Source organism: Arenibacter amylolyticus, assembly GCF_002150785.1.
GTDB classification, from domain to species: Bacteria; Bacteroidota; Bacteroidia; order Flavobacteriales; family Flavobacteriaceae; genus Arenibacter; species Arenibacter amylolyticus.
The window spans coordinates 315,474-336,786 of record NZ_MTAZ01000004.1; the positions used below are offsets into that span (position 1 = coordinate 315,474).

23 protein-coding genes are annotated in these 21,313 nt (G+C 40.7%); 17 read left to right on the forward strand and 6 right to left on the reverse strand.

All coding sequences use genetic code 11. The annotated features are described in order from the left end of the window. Nucleotides 1-53 precede the first annotated feature (53 nt). Together BV214_RS02075 and BV214_RS02080 are read right to left on the reverse strand one after the other, a co-directional pair. Nucleotides 54-1,601, reverse strand: a complete 1,548-nt coding sequence (locus BV214_RS02075) for an Rne/Rng family ribonuclease (RefSeq protein WP_086475804.1) — start codon at nt 1,599-1,601, stop codon at nt 54-56. A gap of 276 nt (nt 1,602-1,877) precedes the next feature. Then, nucleotides 1,878-2,168, reverse strand: coding sequence for an HU family DNA-binding protein (locus BV214_RS02080; RefSeq protein ID WP_086475805.1), 291 nt, complete (start codon nt 2,166-2,168; stop codon nt 1,878-1,880). A gap of 128 nt (nt 2,169-2,296) precedes the next feature. Here BV214_RS02080 and mutY point away from each other — a divergent pair, with 128 nt between their 5' ends. Genes mutY through gldD form a run of 4 tightly spaced genes read left to right on the forward strand, consistent with a single transcriptional unit; the run spans nt 2,297 to nt 5,720 of the window. Further along, on the forward strand, nt 2,297-3,334 hold the full coding sequence (mutY, locus tag BV214_RS02085) for an A/G-specific adenine glycosylase (RefSeq protein WP_086475806.1): 1,038 nt from the start codon (nt 2,297-2,299) through the stop codon (nt 3,332-3,334). Between the two features lie 24 nt (nt 3,335-3,358). Then, nucleotides 3,359-3,823 carry a single-stranded DNA-binding protein gene (locus tag BV214_RS02090; protein WP_086475807.1) on the forward strand — a complete coding sequence of 155 codons (465 nt, stop codon included), beginning with the start codon at nt 3,359-3,361 and terminating at the stop codon, nt 3,821-3,823. Between the two features lie 24 nt (nt 3,824-3,847). After that, nucleotides 3,848-5,176 carry a gliding motility-associated protein GldE gene (locus tag BV214_RS02095; protein ID WP_086475808.1) on the forward strand — a complete coding sequence of 443 codons (1,329 nt, stop codon included), beginning with the start codon at nt 3,848-3,850 and terminating at the stop codon, nt 5,174-5,176. Further along, nucleotides 5,166-5,720 (forward strand): gliding motility lipoprotein GldD, encoded by a 555-nt coding sequence (gene gldD / locus BV214_RS02100; protein WP_086475809.1) that lies wholly within the window; start codon nt 5,166-5,168, stop codon nt 5,718-5,720. The genes BV214_RS02095 and gldD overlap by 11 nt, the downstream gene beginning before the upstream one ends. A gap of 128 nt (nt 5,721-5,848) precedes the next feature. Here the strand turns inward: gldD and BV214_RS02105 are convergent, their stop codons facing one another. Beyond that, a complete protein-coding gene (locus BV214_RS02105; protein ID WP_086475810.1) occupies nt 5,849-6,268 on the reverse strand; it encodes a hypothetical protein in 420 nt (139 codons plus the stop codon). A gap of 323 nt (nt 6,269-6,591) precedes the next feature. On the opposite strand from BV214_RS02105, the gene BV214_RS02110 reads away from it, so the two are divergent. The 3 genes from BV214_RS02110 to rpmA all read left to right on the forward strand — a co-directional run bounded on the left by BV214_RS02110 (nt 6,592) and on the right by rpmA (nt 7,940). Next, nucleotides 6,592-7,050 (forward strand): DUF4199 domain-containing protein, encoded by a 459-nt coding sequence (locus BV214_RS02110; RefSeq protein WP_086475811.1) that lies wholly within the window; start codon nt 6,592-6,594, stop codon nt 7,048-7,050. A gap of 97 nt (nt 7,051-7,147) precedes the next feature. Next, entirely contained in the window at nt 7,148-7,657 is a 510-nt protein-coding gene (gene rplU / locus BV214_RS02115) for a 50S ribosomal protein L21 (protein WP_086475812.1), read from the forward strand. Between the two features lie 22 nt (nt 7,658-7,679). Next, nucleotides 7,680-7,940 carry a 50S ribosomal protein L27 gene (gene rpmA / locus BV214_RS02120; protein ID WP_086475813.1) on the forward strand — a complete coding sequence of 87 codons (261 nt, stop codon included), beginning with the start codon at nt 7,680-7,682 and terminating at the stop codon, nt 7,938-7,940. A 97-nt stretch (nt 7,941-8,037) separates the two neighbouring features. Here rpmA and BV214_RS02125 read toward each other — a convergent pair whose 3' ends face one another. Continuing rightward, complete coding sequence (locus BV214_RS02125; protein WP_086475814.1) at nt 8,038-9,141, reverse strand: SDR family oxidoreductase; 1,104 nt, start codon at nt 9,139-9,141, stop codon at nt 8,038-8,040. Between the two features lie 100 nt (nt 9,142-9,241). Next, a complete protein-coding gene (gene ahcY, locus BV214_RS02130; protein WP_086475815.1) occupies nt 9,242-10,558 on the reverse strand; it encodes an adenosylhomocysteinase in 1,317 nt (438 codons plus the stop codon). Nucleotides 10,559-10,747: 189 nt separating this feature from the next. Between ahcY and BV214_RS02135 the strand changes: the two genes are divergently transcribed. From BV214_RS02135 to BV214_RS02180, 10 genes are all read left to right on the forward strand, one after another. Beyond that, on the forward strand, nt 10,748-11,386 hold the full coding sequence (locus BV214_RS02135; protein WP_086475816.1) for a 4'-phosphopantetheinyl transferase family protein: 639 nt from the start codon (nt 10,748-10,750) through the stop codon (nt 11,384-11,386). 120 nt (nt 11,387-11,506) lie between these two features. Next, a complete protein-coding gene (gene pnuC / locus BV214_RS02140) occupies nt 11,507-12,145 on the forward strand; it encodes a nicotinamide riboside transporter PnuC (RefSeq protein WP_086475817.1) in 639 nt (212 codons plus the stop codon). After that, nucleotides 12,100-12,663: an AAA family ATPase gene (locus tag BV214_RS02145; protein WP_086475818.1), complete on the forward strand. Its 564-nt coding sequence runs from the start codon at nt 12,100-12,102 to the stop codon at nt 12,661-12,663. Before pnuC ends, BV214_RS02145 begins: the two co-directional genes overlap by 46 nt. Then, complete coding sequence (locus tag BV214_RS02150; RefSeq protein WP_086475819.1) at nt 12,663-14,201, forward strand: DUF4301 family protein; 1,539 nt, start codon at nt 12,663-12,665, stop codon at nt 14,199-14,201. Before BV214_RS02145 ends, BV214_RS02150 begins: the two co-directional genes overlap by 1 nt. Before the next feature lie 222 nt (nt 14,202-14,423). Beyond that, complete coding sequence (locus BV214_RS02155) at nt 14,424-14,735, forward strand: hypothetical protein (protein ID WP_223883458.1); 312 nt, start codon at nt 14,424-14,426, stop codon at nt 14,733-14,735. A gap of 319 nt (nt 14,736-15,054) precedes the next feature. Then, nucleotides 15,055-15,276 (forward strand): hypothetical protein, encoded by a 222-nt coding sequence (locus BV214_RS02160; protein WP_086475820.1) that lies wholly within the window; start codon nt 15,055-15,057, stop codon nt 15,274-15,276. A gap of 202 nt (nt 15,277-15,478) precedes the next feature. Next, a complete protein-coding gene (locus BV214_RS02165) occupies nt 15,479-15,781 on the forward strand; it encodes a hypothetical protein (protein WP_086475821.1) in 303 nt (100 codons plus the stop codon). A gap of 343 nt (nt 15,782-16,124) precedes the next feature. Next, the gene (locus BV214_RS02170) at nt 16,125-16,427 is read left to right on the forward strand and encodes a hypothetical protein (RefSeq protein ID WP_086475822.1); all 303 of its coding nucleotides are present in this window, start codon (nt 16,125-16,127) and stop codon (nt 16,425-16,427) included. Nucleotides 16,428-16,885: 458 nt separating this feature from the next. After that, nucleotides 16,886-17,188 carry a hypothetical protein gene (locus BV214_RS02175; protein ID WP_086475823.1) on the forward strand — a complete coding sequence of 101 codons (303 nt, stop codon included), beginning with the start codon at nt 16,886-16,888 and terminating at the stop codon, nt 17,186-17,188. A gap of 153 nt (nt 17,189-17,341) precedes the next feature. Then, the gene (locus tag BV214_RS02180; RefSeq protein ID WP_086475824.1) at nt 17,342-18,700 is read left to right on the forward strand and encodes a sigma-54-dependent transcriptional regulator; all 1,359 of its coding nucleotides are present in this window, start codon (nt 17,342-17,344) and stop codon (nt 18,698-18,700) included. On the opposite strand, the gene BV214_RS02185 is transcribed toward BV214_RS02180, so the two are convergent. Then, on the reverse strand, nt 18,675-21,146 hold the full coding sequence (locus BV214_RS02185) for a hybrid sensor histidine kinase/response regulator (RefSeq protein WP_176328437.1): 2,472 nt from the start codon (nt 21,144-21,146) through the stop codon (nt 18,675-18,677). The genes BV214_RS02180 and BV214_RS02185 overlap by 26 nt on opposite strands. Nucleotides 21,147-21,313 lie beyond the last annotated feature (167 nt).

The window sequence follows — 21,313 nt, forward strand, 5'->3', positions numbered from 1 at the left end:
ATATCAATTGCTGCCAATAAAAAAAGCGACTCCATTTTGGTAGTCGCTTTTTTTTAATAAATTGTTTTTCCGTCTTTATTCTTAAAACGGTACTCAAGATAAGTATAGGCATCCCGAGGCTGTATCTTAATCCATCTTTTGTGCTCCAAGAACCATTTGGTTCGGATAGAGGGAAAGCCTTTTAGGATATAGGCGGCTATAAAGGGGTGGATGTTTAAGATAATCCCATTGTCCTTTGCCGGCCCTTTTAGAAGTTTTTCCAAGTCATAATTTATCTTGTCTATCAGTACAATTGGGGCTTCCACCTCTTGGCCAGAGCCGTTGGGATTTGCCTCACTTGTTTTAATCTTCATTTCGGGTCTTACCCGTTGTCTTGTAATTTGTATCAGTCCAAACTTACTGGGAGGTAGTATTTTATGTTTGGCCCTGTCGTCTTTCATCTCTTCTCTAAGATGCTCAAAAAGGCGTCTTCTGTGTTCGCCCTTGCTCATGTCTATAAAGTCTACCACGATAATTCCTCCCATATCGCGGAGCCTTAGCTGTCTGGCAATTTCCGATGCGGCCAATAAGTTGACCTCCAATGCGGTTTCTTCCTGGTTTTTAGCTTTGTTGGAGCGGTTACCGCTATTGACATCAATAACGTGTAATGCTTCTGTATGCTCTATTACCAGATAGGCCCCCTTACTCATGGAGGCGGTGCGCCCAAAGGAAGTTTTGATCTGTCTTTCTATCCCGAATTTTTCAAAAATGGGGACGGAAGAGTTATACAATTTTACAATAGATTCTTTCTGTGGTGCTATTTCACTCACATAATCTTTTACTTCTTCATAAAGCGTTTCCTCATCTACGTAAATCCCAGTAAAGGAATCGTTAAATACATCCCGTAGTATGGAGGAAGCTCTATTGAGCTCTACCAATACCTTGGATGGATGGGGTGCTTTTTGAATTTTTTTGCACATTGCTGTCCACTTGGCCAGTAATCCTTGCAAATCTTTATCTAGTTCTGCTACTTTTTTGCCTTCTGCTACTGTTCGGATAATAACGCCAAACCCTTTAGGTTTAATGCTCCTCACGAGTCTTTTTAACCTATCTTTTTCTTCTTTACTCTCTATTTTTTGAGAGACCGAAACACGGTCGGAAAAAGGGACCATGACCAAATAACGGCCAGCTATGGAAAGTTCTGAGCTTATTCGCGGTCCTTTAGTGGAAATGGGTTCCTTGACTATTTGTACCAGCAAGGATTGATTGGCTTTGATAACATCGTTTATGCTACCATTCTTGTCAATATCTTCTTCAAACTTAAAATTGCTTAAAGAGTAGTCTTTAAGTTTTCCTGTGCTAACGCTTTTTATGAATTTCAACATAGAGGCGAGTTGCGGACCGAGGTCGTGGTAGTGGAGAAAGGCATCTTTCTCGTACCCCACATTTACGAAGGCCGCATTAAGGCCGGTAACTGGCTTTCTAACTTTGGCGATCATAATATCGCCAACAGAGAAATTGTTACTGTCCTCCTCTTTGTGTAATTCGGTGAGTTTTCCCTCCTTTAGCAAGGCAAAATCGACGGCATCGGAACTAGATCTTACGATCAATTCTCTATTCACCTGAATTAATTTATATTTATCCCATGCGATCGCACCCCAAGGATGGATCGGGATAAATGATTAAACAATAATTTGTACAGGTTGTATAAACCCGTCGAAATTCTTTTGAGAATTTCTATGTCAATGAACGTGCAAAAAGAAAAAGTAGTTGCTACAACTACTTTTTCTTGTGGCGGTTAGCTCTTCTGCGCTTCTTGCGCTTGTGAGTAGCTACCTTATGTCTTTTTCTTTTCTTACCGCTTGGCATAAAGGTCTGTTTTATGGATTAATATTATTTTATTTAACTAGTACATTACTTTTCACTCCTTCTAGGAAAACCTTTGCAGGCTTAAACGCAGGGATATTGTGTGCTGGTATCTTAATGGTAGTGTTTTTGGATATGTTTCTACCGGTCTTTTCTGCTCTTGTTTTAATGATAAAACTACCAAATCCTCTTAGGTATACGTTGTCTCCGCTCTCCAAAGATGCCTTTACTTCTTCCATAAAGGTTTCTATAGTTGCTTGTACATCCCCTTTTTCAATGCCCAGCTTATCTGAGATTTTCGTTACAATTTCCGCTTTCGTCATGCTAACTAATATATTTCTAAGTGTTTTTTTTCGGGACGCAAATATATGAATTAAATATTATCTTTCAATGCTTAAGAACTTAATTTTAAGAAGCTAAACCATTACTTTTGTAAATTATACCTTGTTTAATGAGTTTTTCAAGAATTATTTTGGAGTGGTACAACGTGCATAAGAGACCGCTCCCGTGGCGAAAGACCCGTGAACCGTACCTAATTTGGCTGTCTGAAATTATGTTGCAACAGACACGGGTAGCCCAGGGAATTCCCTATTTTTTAACATTTGTAGAAAGGTTTCCTACCGTGCAAGCCCTAGCCTCGGCTAAGGAAGAGGAGGTTTTAAAATTGTGGCAGGGCCTTGGTTATTACTCAAGGGCCAGAAACCTGCACGCTACCGCTAAGACTATTACGGAAGAGTACAACGGAAAATTTCCCGATACGTATCAGGAATTGATAAAGCTTAAAGGGGTGGGCGATTATACCGCTAGTGCCATTGCCTCCATTTGTTTTGATAGGCCCGAAGCAGTGGTAGACGGAAACGTTTATCGGGTTCTAGCGCGGTATTTTGGGGTAGGGCTACCTATTAATTCCGGACCTGGGGTCTCCTATTTTAAAAAATTGGCAAAGCAGGAAATGGACGTACATAATAGTAAGGATTACAATCAAGGAATTATGGAGTTTGGAGCCTTGCAATGTACGCCCCAAAAACCCCTATGCCATAGCTGTCCCTTAAGTGATAGCTGCGTTGCCTTGGCTACCGGTGCTATTGGCAGTTTACCCGTTAAGGTGAAAAAGAATAAGGTGAGGAAACGATATTTCAATTATCTCGTGGTAGTGGATGAAAATAATAGTACCTTGTTGCAACAGCGTAGAGGGCAAGGTATCTGGGAAAATCTATATGAATTTCCCCTTTTGGAGACAAAAAAGGAAATTCAGGCTACTGAGGTGGAAAAGAGATTATCCGAGGTGGTGGCTGTAGCAGAGCCCGCCCAGCTATACCTATATAATGAAAAGCAACTGGTCCATAAACTGTCTCATCAACACCTGTACACCCGCTTTTGGATTGTGCGTGCAGAGGACAATTTAAAGGATGGGATAAAATTTGACGATTTGCACAAATATCCTGTACCAGTTTTGATCGCAGATTTTATAAATGCATTTAAAATTTAGTATTTTTGACCTAAGAATCAATTTATGAGTGGAACATTAAATAAGGTAATGCTGATCGGGCATTTAGGGGACGAGATAAAAATGCACTATTTTGAAGGTGGCAATTGTATTGGACGCTTCCCATTGGCTACCAATGAGACCTATACCAATAGGCAAACTGGTGAAAGGGTAACCAATACGGACTGGCACAATATTGTGGTGAGAAATAAAGCGGCAGAAGTATGTGAGAAATATTTATCCAAAGGGGATAAGGTGTACATTGAAGGCCGATTGAAAAATCGCCAATGGCAGGCAGAGGACGGAACTACCCGGTATGCTACCGAGGTGCACGTGCAGGAGTTTACCTTTTTGAATACAAAAAGAGGAGGCGACCCAAATACTGCTAGGCCACATCAACAAGAACAGCCTCAGGACCCCTCATCCATGCAGCAGCCAAATAACCCTGCAAGTGGTAATGTGCCGGAGCAGGAGGATGATTTACCATTCTAGATCAATTAAAATAGATACCTACAAGTGGATCCCGACCCCCATAGTTTATTATTAAATTTTATTGCGGTGGATGTAACGTTAACCCTAAAGGTCATCGTTCTTCTTATTCTTTTGTGTTGTTCTGCCCTTGTTTCGGGTGCGGAGGTTGCTTTTTTTGGGCTCTCCCATACGGATCTGAAGGAGATTGAAGATAAAAAAACGACCAAAGGCAACATTATTGTCCAGCTATTAAATAGACCCAAGAAATTATTGGCCACCATCCTTATCGCCAATAACGCCATTAATATTGGAACGGTTTTGCTGTTCGATCAGATTGCGAAAATCATTTTTCAGGACCTGCAATTCTTGGCTTTTGGCATTATTCCTGTCCGCTTCTTGGTAGAGGTAGTGGTGGTTACCTTCCTAATATTGATGTTTGGGGAGATTCTGCCGAAAGTGTACGCCAATAGGAATAGATTTACCTTTGCGCATTTTATGGCACTCCCATTAAAGGTCTTGGATGTGCTATTCTCCCCGCTAAGTTTGCCCATGCGTTCTGGAACGATCCTGATTTATCAAAAATTGGGGAAACAAAAAACAAGCTTAAGTGTAGATCATTTGTCGCAGGCGTTAGAACTTACTTCCGAGGGTGACACCACTAAAGAGGAACAGAAGATATTGGAAGGTATTGTATCCTTTGGTAATACAGATACCAAGCAGGTGATGCGACCAAGGATAGATATTTTTGCGCTGAAGGAGGATATGAAGTATCCAGAGGTGTTAACCGAGATAAAGAAAAATGGATACTCCAGGATTCCTGTTTTTTCGGAGAATATGGACAATGTGCTTGGGGTGCTCTACGTTAAGGACTTATTGCCCTATATAGATCGCAAGACCTTAAATTGGGTCTCCCTAATAAGGGAGCCTTATTTTGTACCTGAAAATAAAAAGTTGGACGACCTCTTATTGGAATTTCAGTCCATGAAAAATCACTTGGCCATTGTGGTGGATGAATACGGAGGGACCTCTGGGATTGTGACCTTGGAAGATATTATAGAAGAAATTGTAGGGGATATAAGTGATGAATTTGATGATGAGGACCTAGTGTTTTCTAAGTTGGACGATTATAATTATGTATTTGATGGCAAAACACCCTTGCGGGATTTATATAAGGTAGCAAAGATTCAGGATGAGGACGATTTTGAAGATAATAAAGGGGAGTCCGAAACCATTGCAGGCTTTGTTTTGGAGATTGCCGGAAGCTTCCCGAAAAGGGGGGATACGGTGCGTTTTAAGAACTACAAATTTGTAGTGGAAAGCCTGGATAAAAAACGGTTGAAACAGATTAAAGTTACCCTGCCCAATGATGTATAGAACAATAGCTGGTTTTATTGGTGTACTACTTTTGGCTGCTTGCCAGGGGGAGGTATTGCCCAAACCAAAGGCTCAGCTCAGATTGGAGTATCCAGAGACAGAATACACGACCTATTCCGCAGATTACTTTTCTCTGGATCGCAATGCGATGGCCCGCATAACATCACGAACAAACCACTCTTTTGTTTTGGATTATCCCCAAATGCAGGGAGCTATTTTTATTACCTATAAAGAGGTGGATGGCAATCTGGACAAGCTTCTCACCGATGCCCAGAGGTTGAGTTATGAGCATGTAGTGAAAGCCGATAATATCTTGGAGCAGCCATTTGTAAATGAGGAGGACAGGGTGTTTGGTATGTACTATGAGGTAAAGGGGAATGCTGCTTCCCAGGCGCAATTTTATGCCACGGATAGCACAGGTCACTTCCTAACTGGGTCCCTCTACTTCCATGCCAAGCCCAATTATGATTCCGTTTTGCCGGCCGCGGCTTATCTTCAAAACGATATCCGTAGAATTATGGAAACCCTGAAGTGGAACAACTAGGGCGCTGCCTGCAATTTCCACTTCAAGGTTTTTTAAATTACTTCCGTATATATCAATAGGGGTTTAAGCCCTTAGTTTGGCTCCGGTGTAGGAGCACGCTTAGGAAAGTGAGGTTAAAAACTTGCCTGTTAGGGATTGGCAAGTAGGTCTTCTGCATTCTTAATGCTAGAGTTTATTTGATCTCTAAGGGCTTTTACTTTCACCTCTTCCTCATCTAGCCACTGCTGCTTTTCTTCGGTGAGCGACTTTCCCTTCATAATTTCATCACCATCAAAGCGTTCTCCAAAATTTTTCATCCAGTCCATCATGGATTTGTGGGCAGCTTTAAGATCTTGTCTTGCGGTGTCGTACTGCTCGGTGGTGTCGCCCTCGGAGATTTTTTCATCCAACGTACTTATTAAACTTCCTATGGTCCCCATTTTTGGCATCACCTCATCGTGAATGGCCAATACTTTTTTCATTTGGGAGCTGTCTTGTTTGCTTTCCTTACAAGAATAGGCAGTGCTCATTATTATGGCAAGTACAAGAATCAATCTACTCATTTTCATACTTAAAAATTAAATTGTTAAAGGGTGTAAAGACCCTAGGGGTTTGGATATGTTTTATGAAAATCAAATATACGAAAATAGGTGTGGGTTGGTGTCATTCTATATTAATAAACATAGCGTATTTTTGGTGGGGGTGTTCCGTGGAATTTAGCTGGGGAATTTGGCTTTTTAATGGGTGATTGGGGTGAATAAAGCCGGAAAATGGAGTGCTGGGTAGGTGTAAATGAAATTTTCGTAGATTTTAATATGATGTTACTTGTTAATTTATGTGTTTAAATCATAAAAATTCTGTAATTTAAATGCATAACCTAAAAAACTAAACTATGAAACTGTTTTCGCTTCCGATTAGGTTTGGGATCGCTACAAGCGGTTCGTTGATTGCCTATTTTTTAATCTTATCCTTGTTTAATTTGCATATCAATGTGTTTTACAGCTTGTTCAATGCGGTAATCACTGGTTTTGGTATTTATGAGGCCATCAAGTATTTTAAATTGCAAAAGGGGGTGTCCTTTAATTACGGTAAAGGTTTTACGGCGGGAATTGTTACCGGTTTTGTGGCTACTATCATCTTTACGATTTTCTTTGCCTTCTATGCCACCGAAATCAACCTAGGTTTTTTAGATCAGCTTTCTAGGGTTTGGTTTAAGGATTACAACACTTCGGAAGGAATTGTTTTCTTTACGGTGGCCATCATGGGTTTTGCCACTACTTTGGTGCTTACCCTCTCCTTTATGCAATTATTTAAGGGGTCTAACAATCCAAAGAGGAAAACAGGGGCATAAATGTGAAAAAAATGCTTGTAGATTAAGTAATTAGATTTATATTTGCAGCCGCCTAATATAGTGTTAGGCTTGTTCTTATAAAATTAAAACACAAGCTATGTACGCAATTGTAGAGATAGCAGGGCAGCAATTTAAAGTTGCGAAAGACCAAAAAGTGTATGTTCACCGTTTGCAAGACGAAGAAGGAAGCAAAGTAAGCTTTGACAACGTTCTTTTGTTGGAAGATGGAGATAACATCACCGTTGGCGCCCCCGCTATAGACGGAGCCGCTGTTGAGGCTAAAGTCGTTAAGCACCTAAAAGGTGATAAGGTAATTGTCTTTAAGAAGAAAAGACGTAAGGGTTACAGAACTAAAAATGGTCACCGTCAGTATTTGACGGAATTGCTAATTGAGGGAATTGTTACCTCTGGAGCGAAGAAGACCGAGAAAAAAGCGGAAGCCAAACCAGCTGCTAAAAAAGCCGAAGCTCCCAAGAAATCCGAAGCATCGGAGGCCGATTTAAGTAAAAATACGGTAGTGGAGTTAAGGGAAATGGCAAAAGATCAGGGAATTGAGGGGTATTCTTCGATGAAGAAGGCCGAATTAATTGCCGCTTTAAGTAAATAACAAGAATTAAAACAGAAATATCATGGCACACAAGAAAGGTGTTGGTAGTTCCAAGAACGGTAGGGAATCAGAATCGAAACGTTTAGGCGTTAAGATATTTGGTGGTCAGCCTGCCTTAGCTGGAAATATCATCGTAAGACAGCGTGGTACAAGACATAATCCTGGAGAAAATGTTTATTTAGGAAAGGATCATACTTTGCATGCAAAAGTAGATGGTCTTGTTAAGTTCCAAAAGAAAGCAAAAGGAAAATCGTATGTTTCCGTTGAGCCCTTCGAGGCTTAGTCGCTTACTCTTTAAAATATAAAAAAACCCTTTTCATTCTTTGAAAAGGGTTTTTTTTATGGCTTTTGGTTAGGAGTAGCTGCTTCCGGGGGGGGGGCTACCACTGTTGGTTTCTAAAGTTTTTTGAAATGGCAAAATGTACGGTCTTGGATAGGTATTCCTCTAAATTATACGCTGGCATGGGCAAAATGCTTTCCAGCAGCTGGGTGTCCCATTCATTGGGTTTGGAAGTAAGGTAGGGGGTTAGGTGTACCCCAATAGTCTGATAGTAAAATTGCTCCAACTTAGTGTGAAAGCCCAAACGCTCGTTAATTGGTTCTGGGGTGAAGCTAAAATTGTTGTAGCCTACCGCCTCAAAAATTTTCGTCATGCCCCGCATTAGGTCGGTATCTTTGGAATGAACAATATTCAACTGCTCAATGTCGGTATCCAATGTTTTCACAATTACCTTGGCGGCATAATCCGTGGGGATAATATTTAATCCGCTGCCCTTGATGGTCGTTATGCGTACAGGGTCCTTAGACCCGCTATTCTTAAAGAATTTAGCAAATAGGTAAAAAACCATGTACTTGGAAATGAAAAAATGGGGCGCATCAGTGATATTGCCTCCCAATACGCTGGGGCGCAAAATCTGGATGGGGATATTTTTTATTTTGCCTTCGCTTCTTAGAAAGAGTTCGGCTTGGTGCTTAGAAGCCTCGTAATGGTTCCTGTAGGCAGAGGTGTTGGTAGCGCCGTAATCGTTTTTTAGCAGGCCTCCCTTGTCTCCAATTGCGAAGGCGGTGCTGATGTATACAAACTTCCCGATGTATGGGCTAAAGGCCTTAAAAATAGCTTTTGTAAAGTCCAGATTTTCATTGAAGATTTCGTCCTTGGCAGCGGGGAGGGTAGAGAGATTTACAAAGCCAGCGGAATGAATAAGGATGTCTATCTTTTGAGATCCAAGAAAAGTTTTGGGTTGCAACAGCTCGTCGGCATTAATCACCTTTATCTTTTGATGTATTTCCTGCTCGTTATTCCGGATGAATTCCGGAGCGTATTCACTTTGGAGCATGTTCTGGATCCGGTCCTTCGGTGAAACGGTGCCCTTTTTTCTAACGGGGAGGTAAACGGTATGTAGGCTGTGCAGTTTTTCTTCTAGAAGGGTAAATAGTACTCTGGAACCCAAGGTGCCGGTGGCACCAGTTAAAATTATATTCATGGAGCGATTTATAAGAGGGTATTTCTGGATATGGCCTAAAGTAAAATCCCTTATATTGATATCAATATAAGGGATTTTGTAATTTATTGATAGGGTGTTATTAATACCTGTAGTAGTCAGGCTTAAACGGACCTTCAACGCTAACACCAATATATTCTGCTTGGTCTGGTCTTAGAGTTTCCAATTCCACTCCCAAACGTGCCAAATGAAGGGCGGCTACCTTTTCATCCAAATGTTTTGGCAGCATATAGACGTTGTTTTCATACTTGTCACTATGGTTCCAAAGCTCAATTTGCGCCAAGGTTTGGTTGGTAAACGAGTTGCTCATTACAAAACTTGGATGTCCGGTGGCACAACCAAGGTTTACCAATCGGCCTTCTGCAAGCACTATAATGTCTTTTCCATCCAAGGTATACTTGTCTACCTGTGGCTTAATTTCATCCTTGGTATGACCGTAGTTTTCGTTTAACCAAGCCATATCTATCTCATTGTCAAAGTGGCCAATATTACATACAATGGCCTTGTCTTTCATCGCCTTAAAATGCTGAGCTTGAATAATGTCTTTGTTTCCAGTGGTGGTAATTACGATATCTGCATTCCCAACAACGGTTTCCATTTTCTTTACCTCATACCCATCCATAGCTGCTTGTAGGGCGCAAATAGGGTCTATTTCCGTAACGGTTACTATAGATCCGGCACCTCTAAAAGAAGCTGCGGTACCTTTACCAACATCGCCGTAGCCTGCAACCACCACTCTTTTACCTGCTAGCATAGTATCCGTAGCTCTTCTAATAGCGTCTACGGCACTTTCCCTACATCCGTACTTATTGTCGAACTTAGACTTGGTTACGGAATCGTTCACGTTAATGGCGGGCATAGGAAGGGTTCCTTTTTTTACGCGCTCGTAAAGACGGTGTACTCCCGTAGTGGTTTCTTCGGAAAGACCTTTAATGTCTTTGGCCAATTCTGGGTATCTGTCTAGTACCATATTGGTAAGATCGCCACCATCATCCAAAATCATATTCAAAGGCTTGCGTTCCTCCCCAAAAAACAAGGTCTGTTCTATGGCCCAATCAAATTCTTCTTCGCTCATTCCCTTCCAAGCATAAACAGGTACTCCTGCTTCGGCCATGGCTGCTGCCGCCTGATCTTGGGTAGAGAAAATATTACATGAGCTCCAAGTTACTTCGGCTCCCAAAGCTATTAAGGTTTCAATTAAAACAGCAGTTTGTATGGTCATGTGCAAACAACCTGCAATGCGGGCCCCTTTTAAGGGCTGCTCACTTCCGTACTCTTCGCGTAGCGACATCAGTCCTGGCATCTCTGCCTCTGCCAAATCAATTTCTTTTCTTCCCCAGCTAGCCAAGCTAATATCTTTTACTTTATAGGGTATGTAAGGAATAGTTTTAGTACTCATTTTTTGTTTTTTAAATTAGTGGTCAAAGACTCCAATGGTACGTCGGGGAAGCTGGGCACTCAGTAAAAGAATATCCAAACCAGGAATAAATTAGTTTACCCTATTTCTTCTCCGTTTTTATTTTTACTTTCGTACAGGAGCAATTATCAATTTTGCAGTTGCAAAGGTAGTAATAACTTAAATAATCCCATGCCTCTTTACAAAACAATAACAGTAGATTCCCATGTTAAGGTCCTGATTTGGAAAGTTGAAGAGACAGAAGCACAACTTTCTAAAGGAATAGAACTCACCCCTATATGTCATAAGCGGTTGGTAGGAATGAAGTCGGAATTGCACCGTAGAGGGTTTTTAAGTATCCGCCATCTTTTGGCGGAAGAGGGTTATGAGGATAAGGACCTATATTACGATGAGGTTGGAAAGCCCCACTTAAAGGATGGGCGTTTTATCTCTATCACCCATTCCCACAACTTTACAGGGATCATAGTTTCGGACCGGTTAGAAGTTGGTATCGATATAGAAATGCAACGGGATAAGATCCTTAAAATTGCCAGTAAATATACCCCTTTGGAGGAGTATAAAACGGTGGCCAACCCCGATGCCTTAATCAGAAAACTCACCATTGTATGGGGTGCCAAGGAGTCCCTCTATAAAATTTGCGCCCAAAAGGGAATAAGTTTCCTGCACCATATGGATATTACAGACTTTTCCCTCTCCGATTCACAAACTACTGGAAGCATTATATATAAGGGGAAATCTTCCAATTATGATATTAATTTCTTGGAATTTGAAGGATATACCTGTGTATATGCCATAAAAACCCAAGAATAATGGAACGCTACCAACTAAATACCCCTTTTGCTGCCTCGGTCTTTTGGGGTGGTCTGCTTAATGTCAATTGCTATACAGGGATGAAAGACCCCGTAATTGTTCCACTTTACCGACATAGATATGGAGCTTATTTTTGATTGGCTCTTTTCTCAATATCGAGATATCCCCACCCATCTTATTGTGCTAGAGCTGGTAGGTGTGTTCTTTGGATTTTTAAGTGTATGGTATTCCAAGCAAGAAAATATTCTGGTATTCCCTACAGGGATAATCAGTACGGGCATATTTGTCTATATCCTGATTGTTTTTGGCCTATTGGGGGATATGTTGATCAATGCCTATTATTTTTCCATGAGTCTATATGGGTGGTATATGTGGACAAGGAAGGAAGACGATGGGCATTATATATTGATCAGTAGAACAACGGCCAAGGAGAAAATATGGTCTATCTTGCTATTTATCGGTGCAGCGGCCTTCGTGGCCTTGGTGTACCTAATTTTTGATCAAAGGAATAACTGGACGGCCTATGTAGATACCTTTACTACCGCCATCTTTTTTGTGGCCATGTGGTTAATGGCCCGGAAGAAAATTGAGAACTGGACGTATTGGATTATAGGGGATCTTATATCTATTCCCCTCTATTGGTACAAAGGTTTAATTTTTACGTCCTTTCAATACTTTTTATTTACTATAATAGCTGTTTTAGGATACTTTGCATGGAAAAAAAGTTTAAACAAAAACCCTCGGATGTTGTTAAGGTAGTGTTGTTTGGCCCGGAATCTACTGGTAAAACCACCCTTTCCGAACAATTGGCCAGGCATTATAATACGGTTTGGGTCCCCGAATATGCCCGGGAATACCTCCAAGATAAATGGAACAATGAAAGAAAGACCTGTGAACCGCACGATTTGTTGCCTATTGCAGCGGGACAAATGGAAATGGAGAACGAGCTGGCCCAAAAAGCTACCAATGTCCTAATCTGTGATACGGATTTGTTGGAAACCAAGGTGTATTCTGAAGTTTATTATCTGGGCTATTGCGATCCCATCCTAGAAAAGTATGCCTTGGAGAACACTTATGACCTATATTTACTAACATATATAGATATCCCTTGGGAAAAAGATGATTTACGGGATAAGCCCGATGAGCGTGAGCAGATGTTTTTGTATTTTAAAGAAACCCTAGAGCGCTATAACAAGAATTTTGTTATATTAAAGGGTGATAAAAAAACACGCCTAGCTAAGGCAGTGAAATGTATTAACCAACTACTTGATAAATAATGGAATTGACTGAAGCAGATAAAGTTCAGTTGGATAACCTTGGGGTGTCCACAGAAAAAGCATTGGGACAAATTGAAACGTTTAAAGAGGGCATCCCTTTTGTCCGTTTGGAAAAAGCGGCAATTGTCTCCCATGGGATCTCTAAATTTTCGGAGGCACGGGAGAAACAATTGATGGACACCTTTAAAGAAGAGAGAAACAACTTATCCCTTTTGAAGTTTGTACCCGCATCCGGAGCGGCTTCTAGAATGTTCAAGGCCATGTTTAATTTTTTGGACGCTTACGATCCCAAAAAAGAAAGTTTGGAGGCCTATATAGATCGTACCAAGGACAAAGACGTGGCAACCTTTTTTGAGGGTTATAAAAAATTCGCTTTTTATGATCTCATCCAAAACAAGATAAAGGGCAAGACCAGCTCCAAGGATGAGGAGAAATATCTTTTTGTACGTGAAATGCTGTTGGAAGAGGGGTTAAATTACGGTTTTTTCCCAAAAGGCCTGTTGCCTTTCCACCACTATGGGAGCCATACTGCCACTCCTTTTGAGGAGCATTTAAAGGAAGCAGCCGCCTATGCGTCTGTAAATAACGAGGCAGCTTTGCATTTCACTATTTCCGAGCAGCATGGGGAAATGTTTAACGAAGAGTTTAAAACGGCTGGGGAAAGAGTGTCGGCAGAAGCCAAGGTGTCTTTTTCGGTATCCTATTCCTTCCAAAAATCATCTACGGATACTATTGCCGTGGATATGGATAATAAACCCTTTAGGGAGGCGGACGGCTCTCTTTTATTTAGGCCTGGAGGGCACGGGGCGCTGATAGAGAACCTAAACGAGGTGGATGCAGATATTATTTTTATTAAAAACATCGATAATGTAGTAGTTCCTAGGGATTTTGAAGTGATGGTGAATCACAAGAAAATTCTTGCCGGATTGCTATTGGAACTTCAGAAGAAAGTATTTGAATACGCCCGTTTATTGGATGAGGAGCAGCTTAGTGCGGAGCAATTGGAAACCATAAAGAAATTTATGGAGGAGGAACTCAATGTGCATTTCCAAAAGGAATTTCAGGCCTATAGTACTGGGGAGCAAATAGAGCGCCTTAAAGAAAAGATTAATAGGCCGCTGCGCATCTGCGGCATGGTGAAAAATGAAGGAGAACCTGGAGGCGGACCTTTTTGGGTGAAGGATGCCCAAGGGCATATATCCTTGCAAATTATTGAATCTGCACAGGTAGATACCAAAAATCCGGAACAGTTACAGATTATGGGGAATGCTACTCATTTTAATCCGGTAGATCTGGTATGTGGGGTCCGAAATTATAGAGGAGAGAAATATGATCTACAAAAATATGTAGATGATAAACAAGGCTTTATCACGGAAAAAACCAAGGAAGGTAAAAGTCTTAAGGCCTTGGAATTGCCCGGATTGTGGAATGGGGCCATGGCTTTTTGGAATACCATTTTTGTTGAAGTGCCCTTAACGACCTTTAATCCTGTAAAGACGGTAAACGATCTGTTAAAGCCTTCGCACCAAGTGAAATAAGTAGTTATAGGTTATAAAATTATATGGCGTAAAAAGTGTGTAAATCTTACACACTTTTTTTGTTTGTATACACTATTAAACACTCCTATAAAAGAGGTGTAGGTGTTTAAAAGGCTGATTTTAAGTGATTTGGGGTGATTTTGGGGTGGTGGGGGCTGTTGGCACGGTTTTCCTATAATACATTGGGAACAAAGAGATTATTTACCCTAAAGACATAACAGTATGACATCAGAAATAAAAAATTTAGTATTCGCCTCTGCGTTGGCCGTTGGATCTTTAAGTCCCACATTCGCAAATCCGCCTATTTTTCATGATGGAATCATGGAACTAATACACGCCCAGGATTTTTCTGAAATAGAAAAAGATGCACTCCCAGACGCCGTAACCTCAGCTTTGGAAAAAGACTATCCTGGCGCCGTAGTGGAAAAAGCTTATATCAATGATGTAAACGAATATAAGTTGGAGGTTGCCCTCGCCGATGGGGAAACTGAAGAGTTACATATACATGCAGATGGCAGCTGGATTGCCTTGTAAGTAGATAAATCTAGAAGTAGAGTTGGTTAGATTGGTTAAGGTCGCAATAAATAATTGCGGCCTTTTCTTTTTCCCTACCCCATAAATGATTCTTCCTCTTTGCCGTTAGCCTTAAAACGGGTTCCACTTCTCGGGTATTCTATTGGGTAGCGGGAATACCGGAAGTGGGGTAAACTCTTACGGGGCAGGTGCGATGTTGTGTTTAATAAATCACCTTTAAGATTATTTAAACAGATAAAGTGGGATATTATCTTTAAATTTCAAGTAAATTAATAGGTCTACCTGATTGATTTTCCTCCCGATTAAAGAATTGTCGGATATGGAAAATAATTTTAAACCCATAGCAGCTTACGAGCTTCCCGCCCATATTATACGAGTGTTATTTGAGGAGTTTAACACCTATACCCTACTTCATGCCTTTGTGAATGATGCTGGGATGTATAAATTGTATCTAATTTTTGAGGCAGATACCATTCACACGGTGTATATAGATAACGATAGTTCTATTGTTAAGGTAATTGAAGATTCGTGGGATAATTAACTGTTGCCCCTTTTTACTGTGTACGTTTTACACAGTGCCTGCAACTATTACTCATTATTACCCAGAGGGTATAACTCCGTTCAAAATCATGTAAACGCCTGTAGGCAGGGCTATTGATGGGTTTTTTGTGATGAATCTACGATGTGGTATCATATTTTCAATAGGTATTTCACGTTTAACTAAGACATAAAAATAGAACATTATGAAAAAGATATTATTTGTTGCCGCATTATCATTAGGAAGTTTAACCGCATTCGCCCAAGAAGGGGAAATAACACAAGAGGCTGCCGTTGAGGTAGCAGTAGTACAGGACGATTTTTCTGCTGTTGAAACCAGCGAACTACCGGAGGCGGTAAGCAATGCCGTTACTGCAAATTATCCTTCGGCCACTATTGAAAAGGCCTATGTGAATAAGGAAGAACAGTATAAATTAGAAGTGGCCCTAGAAGACGGTACAGAAGGTACCTTATATGCCGATAAAGATGGTAACTGGATAGAACTATAGAATTTATTTGAGTTAGTTGATTGGATCGAGTTTATCTCGGTAAAAAAGGGGACGCAGCACGCATCCCCTTTTTTTATTTTTCAAGTAAGTCAAAGTTATTTACACCAGCTTTCATATAAGGATAAAGTGGGTAAATGTTCTATGTCTACTACACTTATAAGTGTATAAATAATATACAGTTGGCCATTAAACTACCCAGAATTACCCACTATCTAAATTCAGGCTTTATTGTGTAACTAGCTGAAGATAAGGTATTTGCGTGAATTTTTAAATAGAAGCGCATCTTGGTATCATATTTTCAATAGGTATAGTAGGTTTAACGAACATATTAAAATAGAACATTATGAAAAAGATATTATTTGTTTTCGCATTATCATTAGGAAGTTTAACTGCTTTTGCCCAAGAGGGAGAAGTAACTCAAGAGGCTGCTGCCGAGGTAGCAGTTGTTCAGGACGATTATACCGCCATTGAAATTAGCGAATTACCGGAAGCGGTAAGCAATGCAGTAGCTACAGATTATCCTGCAGCCACTATTGAGAAGGCCTATGTGAATAAAGAAGAACAATATAAGTTAAAGGTGTCACATGAAGATGGTACTGAAGAAACTTTATATGCCGATAAAGATGGCAACTGGATAGAAGAGTAGAAATAACTTGAGTGATTTGTTTGTATCAAGTTTGGTTTGGTATGAAAGGGGACGCATCGCGCGTCCCCTTTTTTTTGATATAGCCGCTGGCGGGTAAATTGCAATCGGAAAACCTAGATCTCCTTTATCCAGGAGATTATATAAGGAGAAAAAATTGGCCAACTGTTAGCCGATGTAGTTATCTGGAGATGGAAGGAGGTAACTAAATTATTTATGTCTAGTTGTACAGTAGCGCAAAGTGTTTAGCTAGAATCCTAGGGCTAACTACCTAAAGTGTATAACTATTACACAGTTATTCTTATTCCTACCCAGAATTACCCAGAGCTCAAAATTCATGGTTGCTTCATAATAGGCTGTAAGTCAGTCTTATGGATCTTTATTGGTGGCTTAAATACATCTTGGTATTATATTTTCTATAGGTATACTATATGTAACTAATACAATAAAATAAAAACATTATGAAAAAGATATTATTTGTTGCCGCATTATCCTTAGGAAGTTTAACTGCATTTGCCCAAGAGGGTGAAGCAACTGAAGAGGCTACCGTTAAGGTATCCATAGTTCAGGACGATTTCTCTGCCATTGAGACCAGCGAACTACCAGAAGCGGTAAGTAATGCCGTAGCTACCAACTACCCAACGGCTACTATTGAGAAAGCCTATGTAAGCAAAAAGGAACAATATAAATTGGAACTTGCTTTGGAAGATGGGACCGCTGCAACTTTTTTCGCGGATAAAGATGGAAATTGGATAGACCTGTAAGGCTAACTTGAGTGATTTGTTTGTATCAAGTTTGGTTTGGTAGGAAAGGGGATGCTTTTAGCGTCCCCTTTCTATTTTTATGATAATTTTTAATAGCAACTCGCTTACTTGTGGTATTTTTACTATTCCTATCGGAAAAGTAAGAGAACCACTATGTCCAAGATACTTATTATAGAAGATGATGCTGCCTTTTGCCAGATGCTGCAAAAGTTTCTAATCCGCAATGGTTATGAGGTGGAGGTCAGCTTTACGGGTGAAGATGCCAAGATAAAATTTAAGGATTCCTTTTTCGATCTTGTGTTGACAGACCTGCGGCTCCCCAATTACGACGGCATGCAATTACTGACGTATTTTAAGGAGGTAAAGCCTTCTGTTCAGGTGATTGTTATGACCGGATACGCAGAGGTAGGGTCTGCGGTAGAAGCCATGAAGAAGGGGGCCTATGATTATATTTCCAAGCCATTTACTCCAGAGGATATCTTAATGCAGATAAAAAGTGCCCTAAATGAAGCGGCCTTGGCAGAACCCGAAAAAAAATCGAAGGATAACAAGTCGCCCAAGCCCGTAGAAACCAGGGAGACGGAAGGGGAGGTAATTACTGGGGTGAGCGAAGCCTCCAGAAAACTTAAGGAATACATCAAATTGGTTGCCCCCACGGATATGTCTGTTTTAATAACGGGGGAAAGTGGTACCGGGAAGGAAGTCACCGCCAAGGCGATCCACGATCATAGCAAGCGTAAAGATTTTAATTTTGTGGCAGTGGATTGCGGGGCCATTCCTAAGGAAATTGCCACCAGTGAATTCTTTGGTCATGTTAAGGGGAGTTTTACCGGCGCCGTGGAAGACAAGGTTGGTCATTTTGAAGCGGCCCATAAGGGCACCCTATTTTTGGATGAAATTGGTAACCTCTCCTACGGGAATCAAATTCAACTTTTACGGGCACTTCAGGAAAGAAAGATAAAGCGGGTTGGGAGCACCAAGGAGATAAAGGTAGATGTGAGGATAGTTACCGCCACCAACGAAGACCTTGCCGAAGCGGTGGAACAGGGTAGTTTTAGGGAAGATCTTTTCCATAGAATAAATGAGTTTTCAATAGAGATACCCTCATTGGAAGATCGGTATGAGGACCTGATGCTATTTGCTAATTATTTTCTTCAGAAAGCCAATAAATCACTCGATAAAAACATACTGGGATTTTCAGAGGAAGTGGTTGGTGTTTTTAAGAAGTATCATTGGCCTGGTAACCTTAGGGAGTTGCAAAACGTAATTAAAAGAGCGGTACTGTTAACAACAGGGGAATTGGTGGAAAAAGAAGCCCTGCCTAAGGAAGTGTATAAAGCCAAGGAAGAGAAGTTGTCCGATGAAAATTTCTCCAAGGCAGACTATGAAAAAGAGCAAATTATCAGGGCGCTAAAACAAACCAACTTTAATAAGTCGCAAGCGGCAAAACTACTCCAAATCACTAGAAAGACCCTGTACAATAAAATTAACCACTATAACTTGGATCTTTAGCCAAATAGGCTTTTATCGCCAAGGAGAGTACCGTAATTTTATTATTTAGACTGCTGTAGGTTTGTTTTAATTCCTTGGCATTTAATTCGTGGGGCTTTAGGGTTTCCAATTGCTCCAAAATAGGAATAATCTCCTTGGCTTTCAGCTGCCTAAACATGGGGAGCATCTTGTGGGTTATTGAATTTATTTGGGCGATTTCGGCCTTCGTCATTGCCGCTTTTAGTTTCTCCAGACTGGCAGCAGTGTCTTTTAAAAATGTATTTAAAACCTCGGCAACACCATCTTCATCATCCCCTAGAAAGGAGGAGATAACCTCTAAGCTAAATAAACTAGAACCTGATACTATCTTTTCCTTGGGAACCACTGGTTGGTCCGTAGTAACCAATTCAGGGAAGAGTCCGCCAAGCATGCTTATAAACCGCTCCTTGGCAAAAGGCTTTTGCATACTATCGGCAAAGCCGTAATGAAGATAATCTTGTCTTTTTAAGTCTTTTCTCCCCGTCATCGCTACTATGGGTTGACCTCTAAAATGCCTGTAATCTCCCTTTTTTAGTTGTTCCAATACCTCAAATCCGTTGATATTGGGCATTTCTATATCTGTCAACACCAAATCATAAGCCAACTGGGCCTCTTTATCGATCTCGTAAAAATCACTATAGGTATGGGCGCTTAGCTTAAGGTGGTGGCAGACCTCCTTTAATAACTTTAACATGGCGGGGTCATCGTCCACAATAAGCAAAGCCAGATCGGCCTGTGGATCAATATTTATATTTTGGTCTGGTTGTAAGGGGGCTTTGGCTACCTTAAAAGGAATCTCCAGTGTAAAGGTACTGCCTTTGCCTTCAAGGCTTTTTAAGCGAATGGTCCCCTCCAACAACTTCGTGATTTTTTTGGAAATGGTAAGCCCCAGACCATAGCCGCCGTATTTTTTATCGGTATGGTCTTCTGCCTGTGTAAACTCTTTAAAAATCTGTTCCTGTTTCTCCTCTCGAATTCCTATCCCCGTATCTATAATCTTAATTTGGGTATGGTAGGTGTCTTCTGTTTGCTTAAGGACCTTAGCGGTAATTTTGATAAAGCCCTCCTCCGTAAATTTATAGGCATTCCCAATTAAATTGGTTAATACCTGCCTAACCCTAAAAGCGTCGCCCAGCACCGGGGCTTTTAATCGCTCGTCCAAATCCAATTGCAGGTCTATCTGCTTACCAGAATTCAGTTCCTTCAAATTTTCAGCGGTTTCACTAATTAGGTTGGCCAAGATAAATGGGGAGTTTTCAATTTTTATTTTCCCCGCTTCCAGCTTGGAGAAATCCAAAAGGTCATTTACTAAGCGATCTACATAATGGGAGGCCGACTTTACATTTCTAAGATAGGAAACCTGTAAGCCGGTAAGTCCCGTTGTTTCCATAAGTTCAGAATAACCTGTTATGGTATTGAGCGGGGTGCGTAGATCGTGACTAACGGTAGCTATTAGTTGCTCCCTGCTTTTTAAAAGAGATTCTGAGAATTTCTTTTCCTTCTCCAACTGTTGCCTAAATAACTGAACTTTCCAGTAGTCCTTGGTGATGAGAAAGGTAAATAAGGCCACAATGGCAAACCCTAGGACAGCTGCTATACCCGCGAGCCGAATACTTCGCCCTAAGGCTTCCTGTTTTTTTAAATTGTCTGTATAGGAACGGGCCAGCACCTCTTGCTCAAAAGCAGAAATAATACTCCGTAGCTGCTGGGATATTTCCAAATCGGCCCTGCTGAGCTCCATTTCCTTTTTTGCTAGGTTGCGAATGGTAATTATATTCTGCTGCTTGGTTTGCTCCAACAGCAGTTTGGCGGCGGTGATAATGGAATCCATCTCAATTGCCGTGGCACGGGTGTCTTGATCCTTGGGAACATTGTCATTGAGGTATTGAACATAGCTTTTGAATATTTCACGGGATTTCTCCGGTAAGTCTTCGTAGTTGGGATTAAAACTCTCTGGAGGAATCTTCCCCATGGATTGCTCAATTTTACTAAACTCCAATAAGGCATTGTCAATAGAACTATGGTCTTCGCTGTTTTTTTTGAGTAATAATAATTCCTTGCTGTTAAATACCTTCTTTTTTAGCAAGCCCTGAACGCTGTCCAACATTTTTTTCTGATGGTCATTCTCTGTTAGCAATTTCAAAGAATCTAGGGAAGCAACAATGGAATCTACCTTCTGTGCGTAGGCCGTAAAACTGTTTTGAGATCCTTTTTGTATGGCTAATTTGGAAAGACTTTCCGCTTGGTACAGCTCGGTTAATAGGGATCCGGTTTTTAGTAATTTGGTATTGTTTTCCACTTCAATTTCTGTGGAGACGTATACCTTAATTTCAGACGCAATAAAGTATCCAACTACCAAGGCTACAATACCCAGTATAAAATAACTGAAGATGATCTTAAAGGTAAACTTGTTTTTGCTTTTATTCATTGGTGGATATTGTTGTAACAACATATCTAAATTACGGCTTTGCCCTCTTTTTTGTTTAAAAAAAAGGTTAATTATTAAATGTTGCCTATTATTTTGATTTTGATTTTTGTAGCAGTAATTTCGCGGCCATCTCAAAGGGGTGCTTACTGTAGTAGGCTGAGATTATA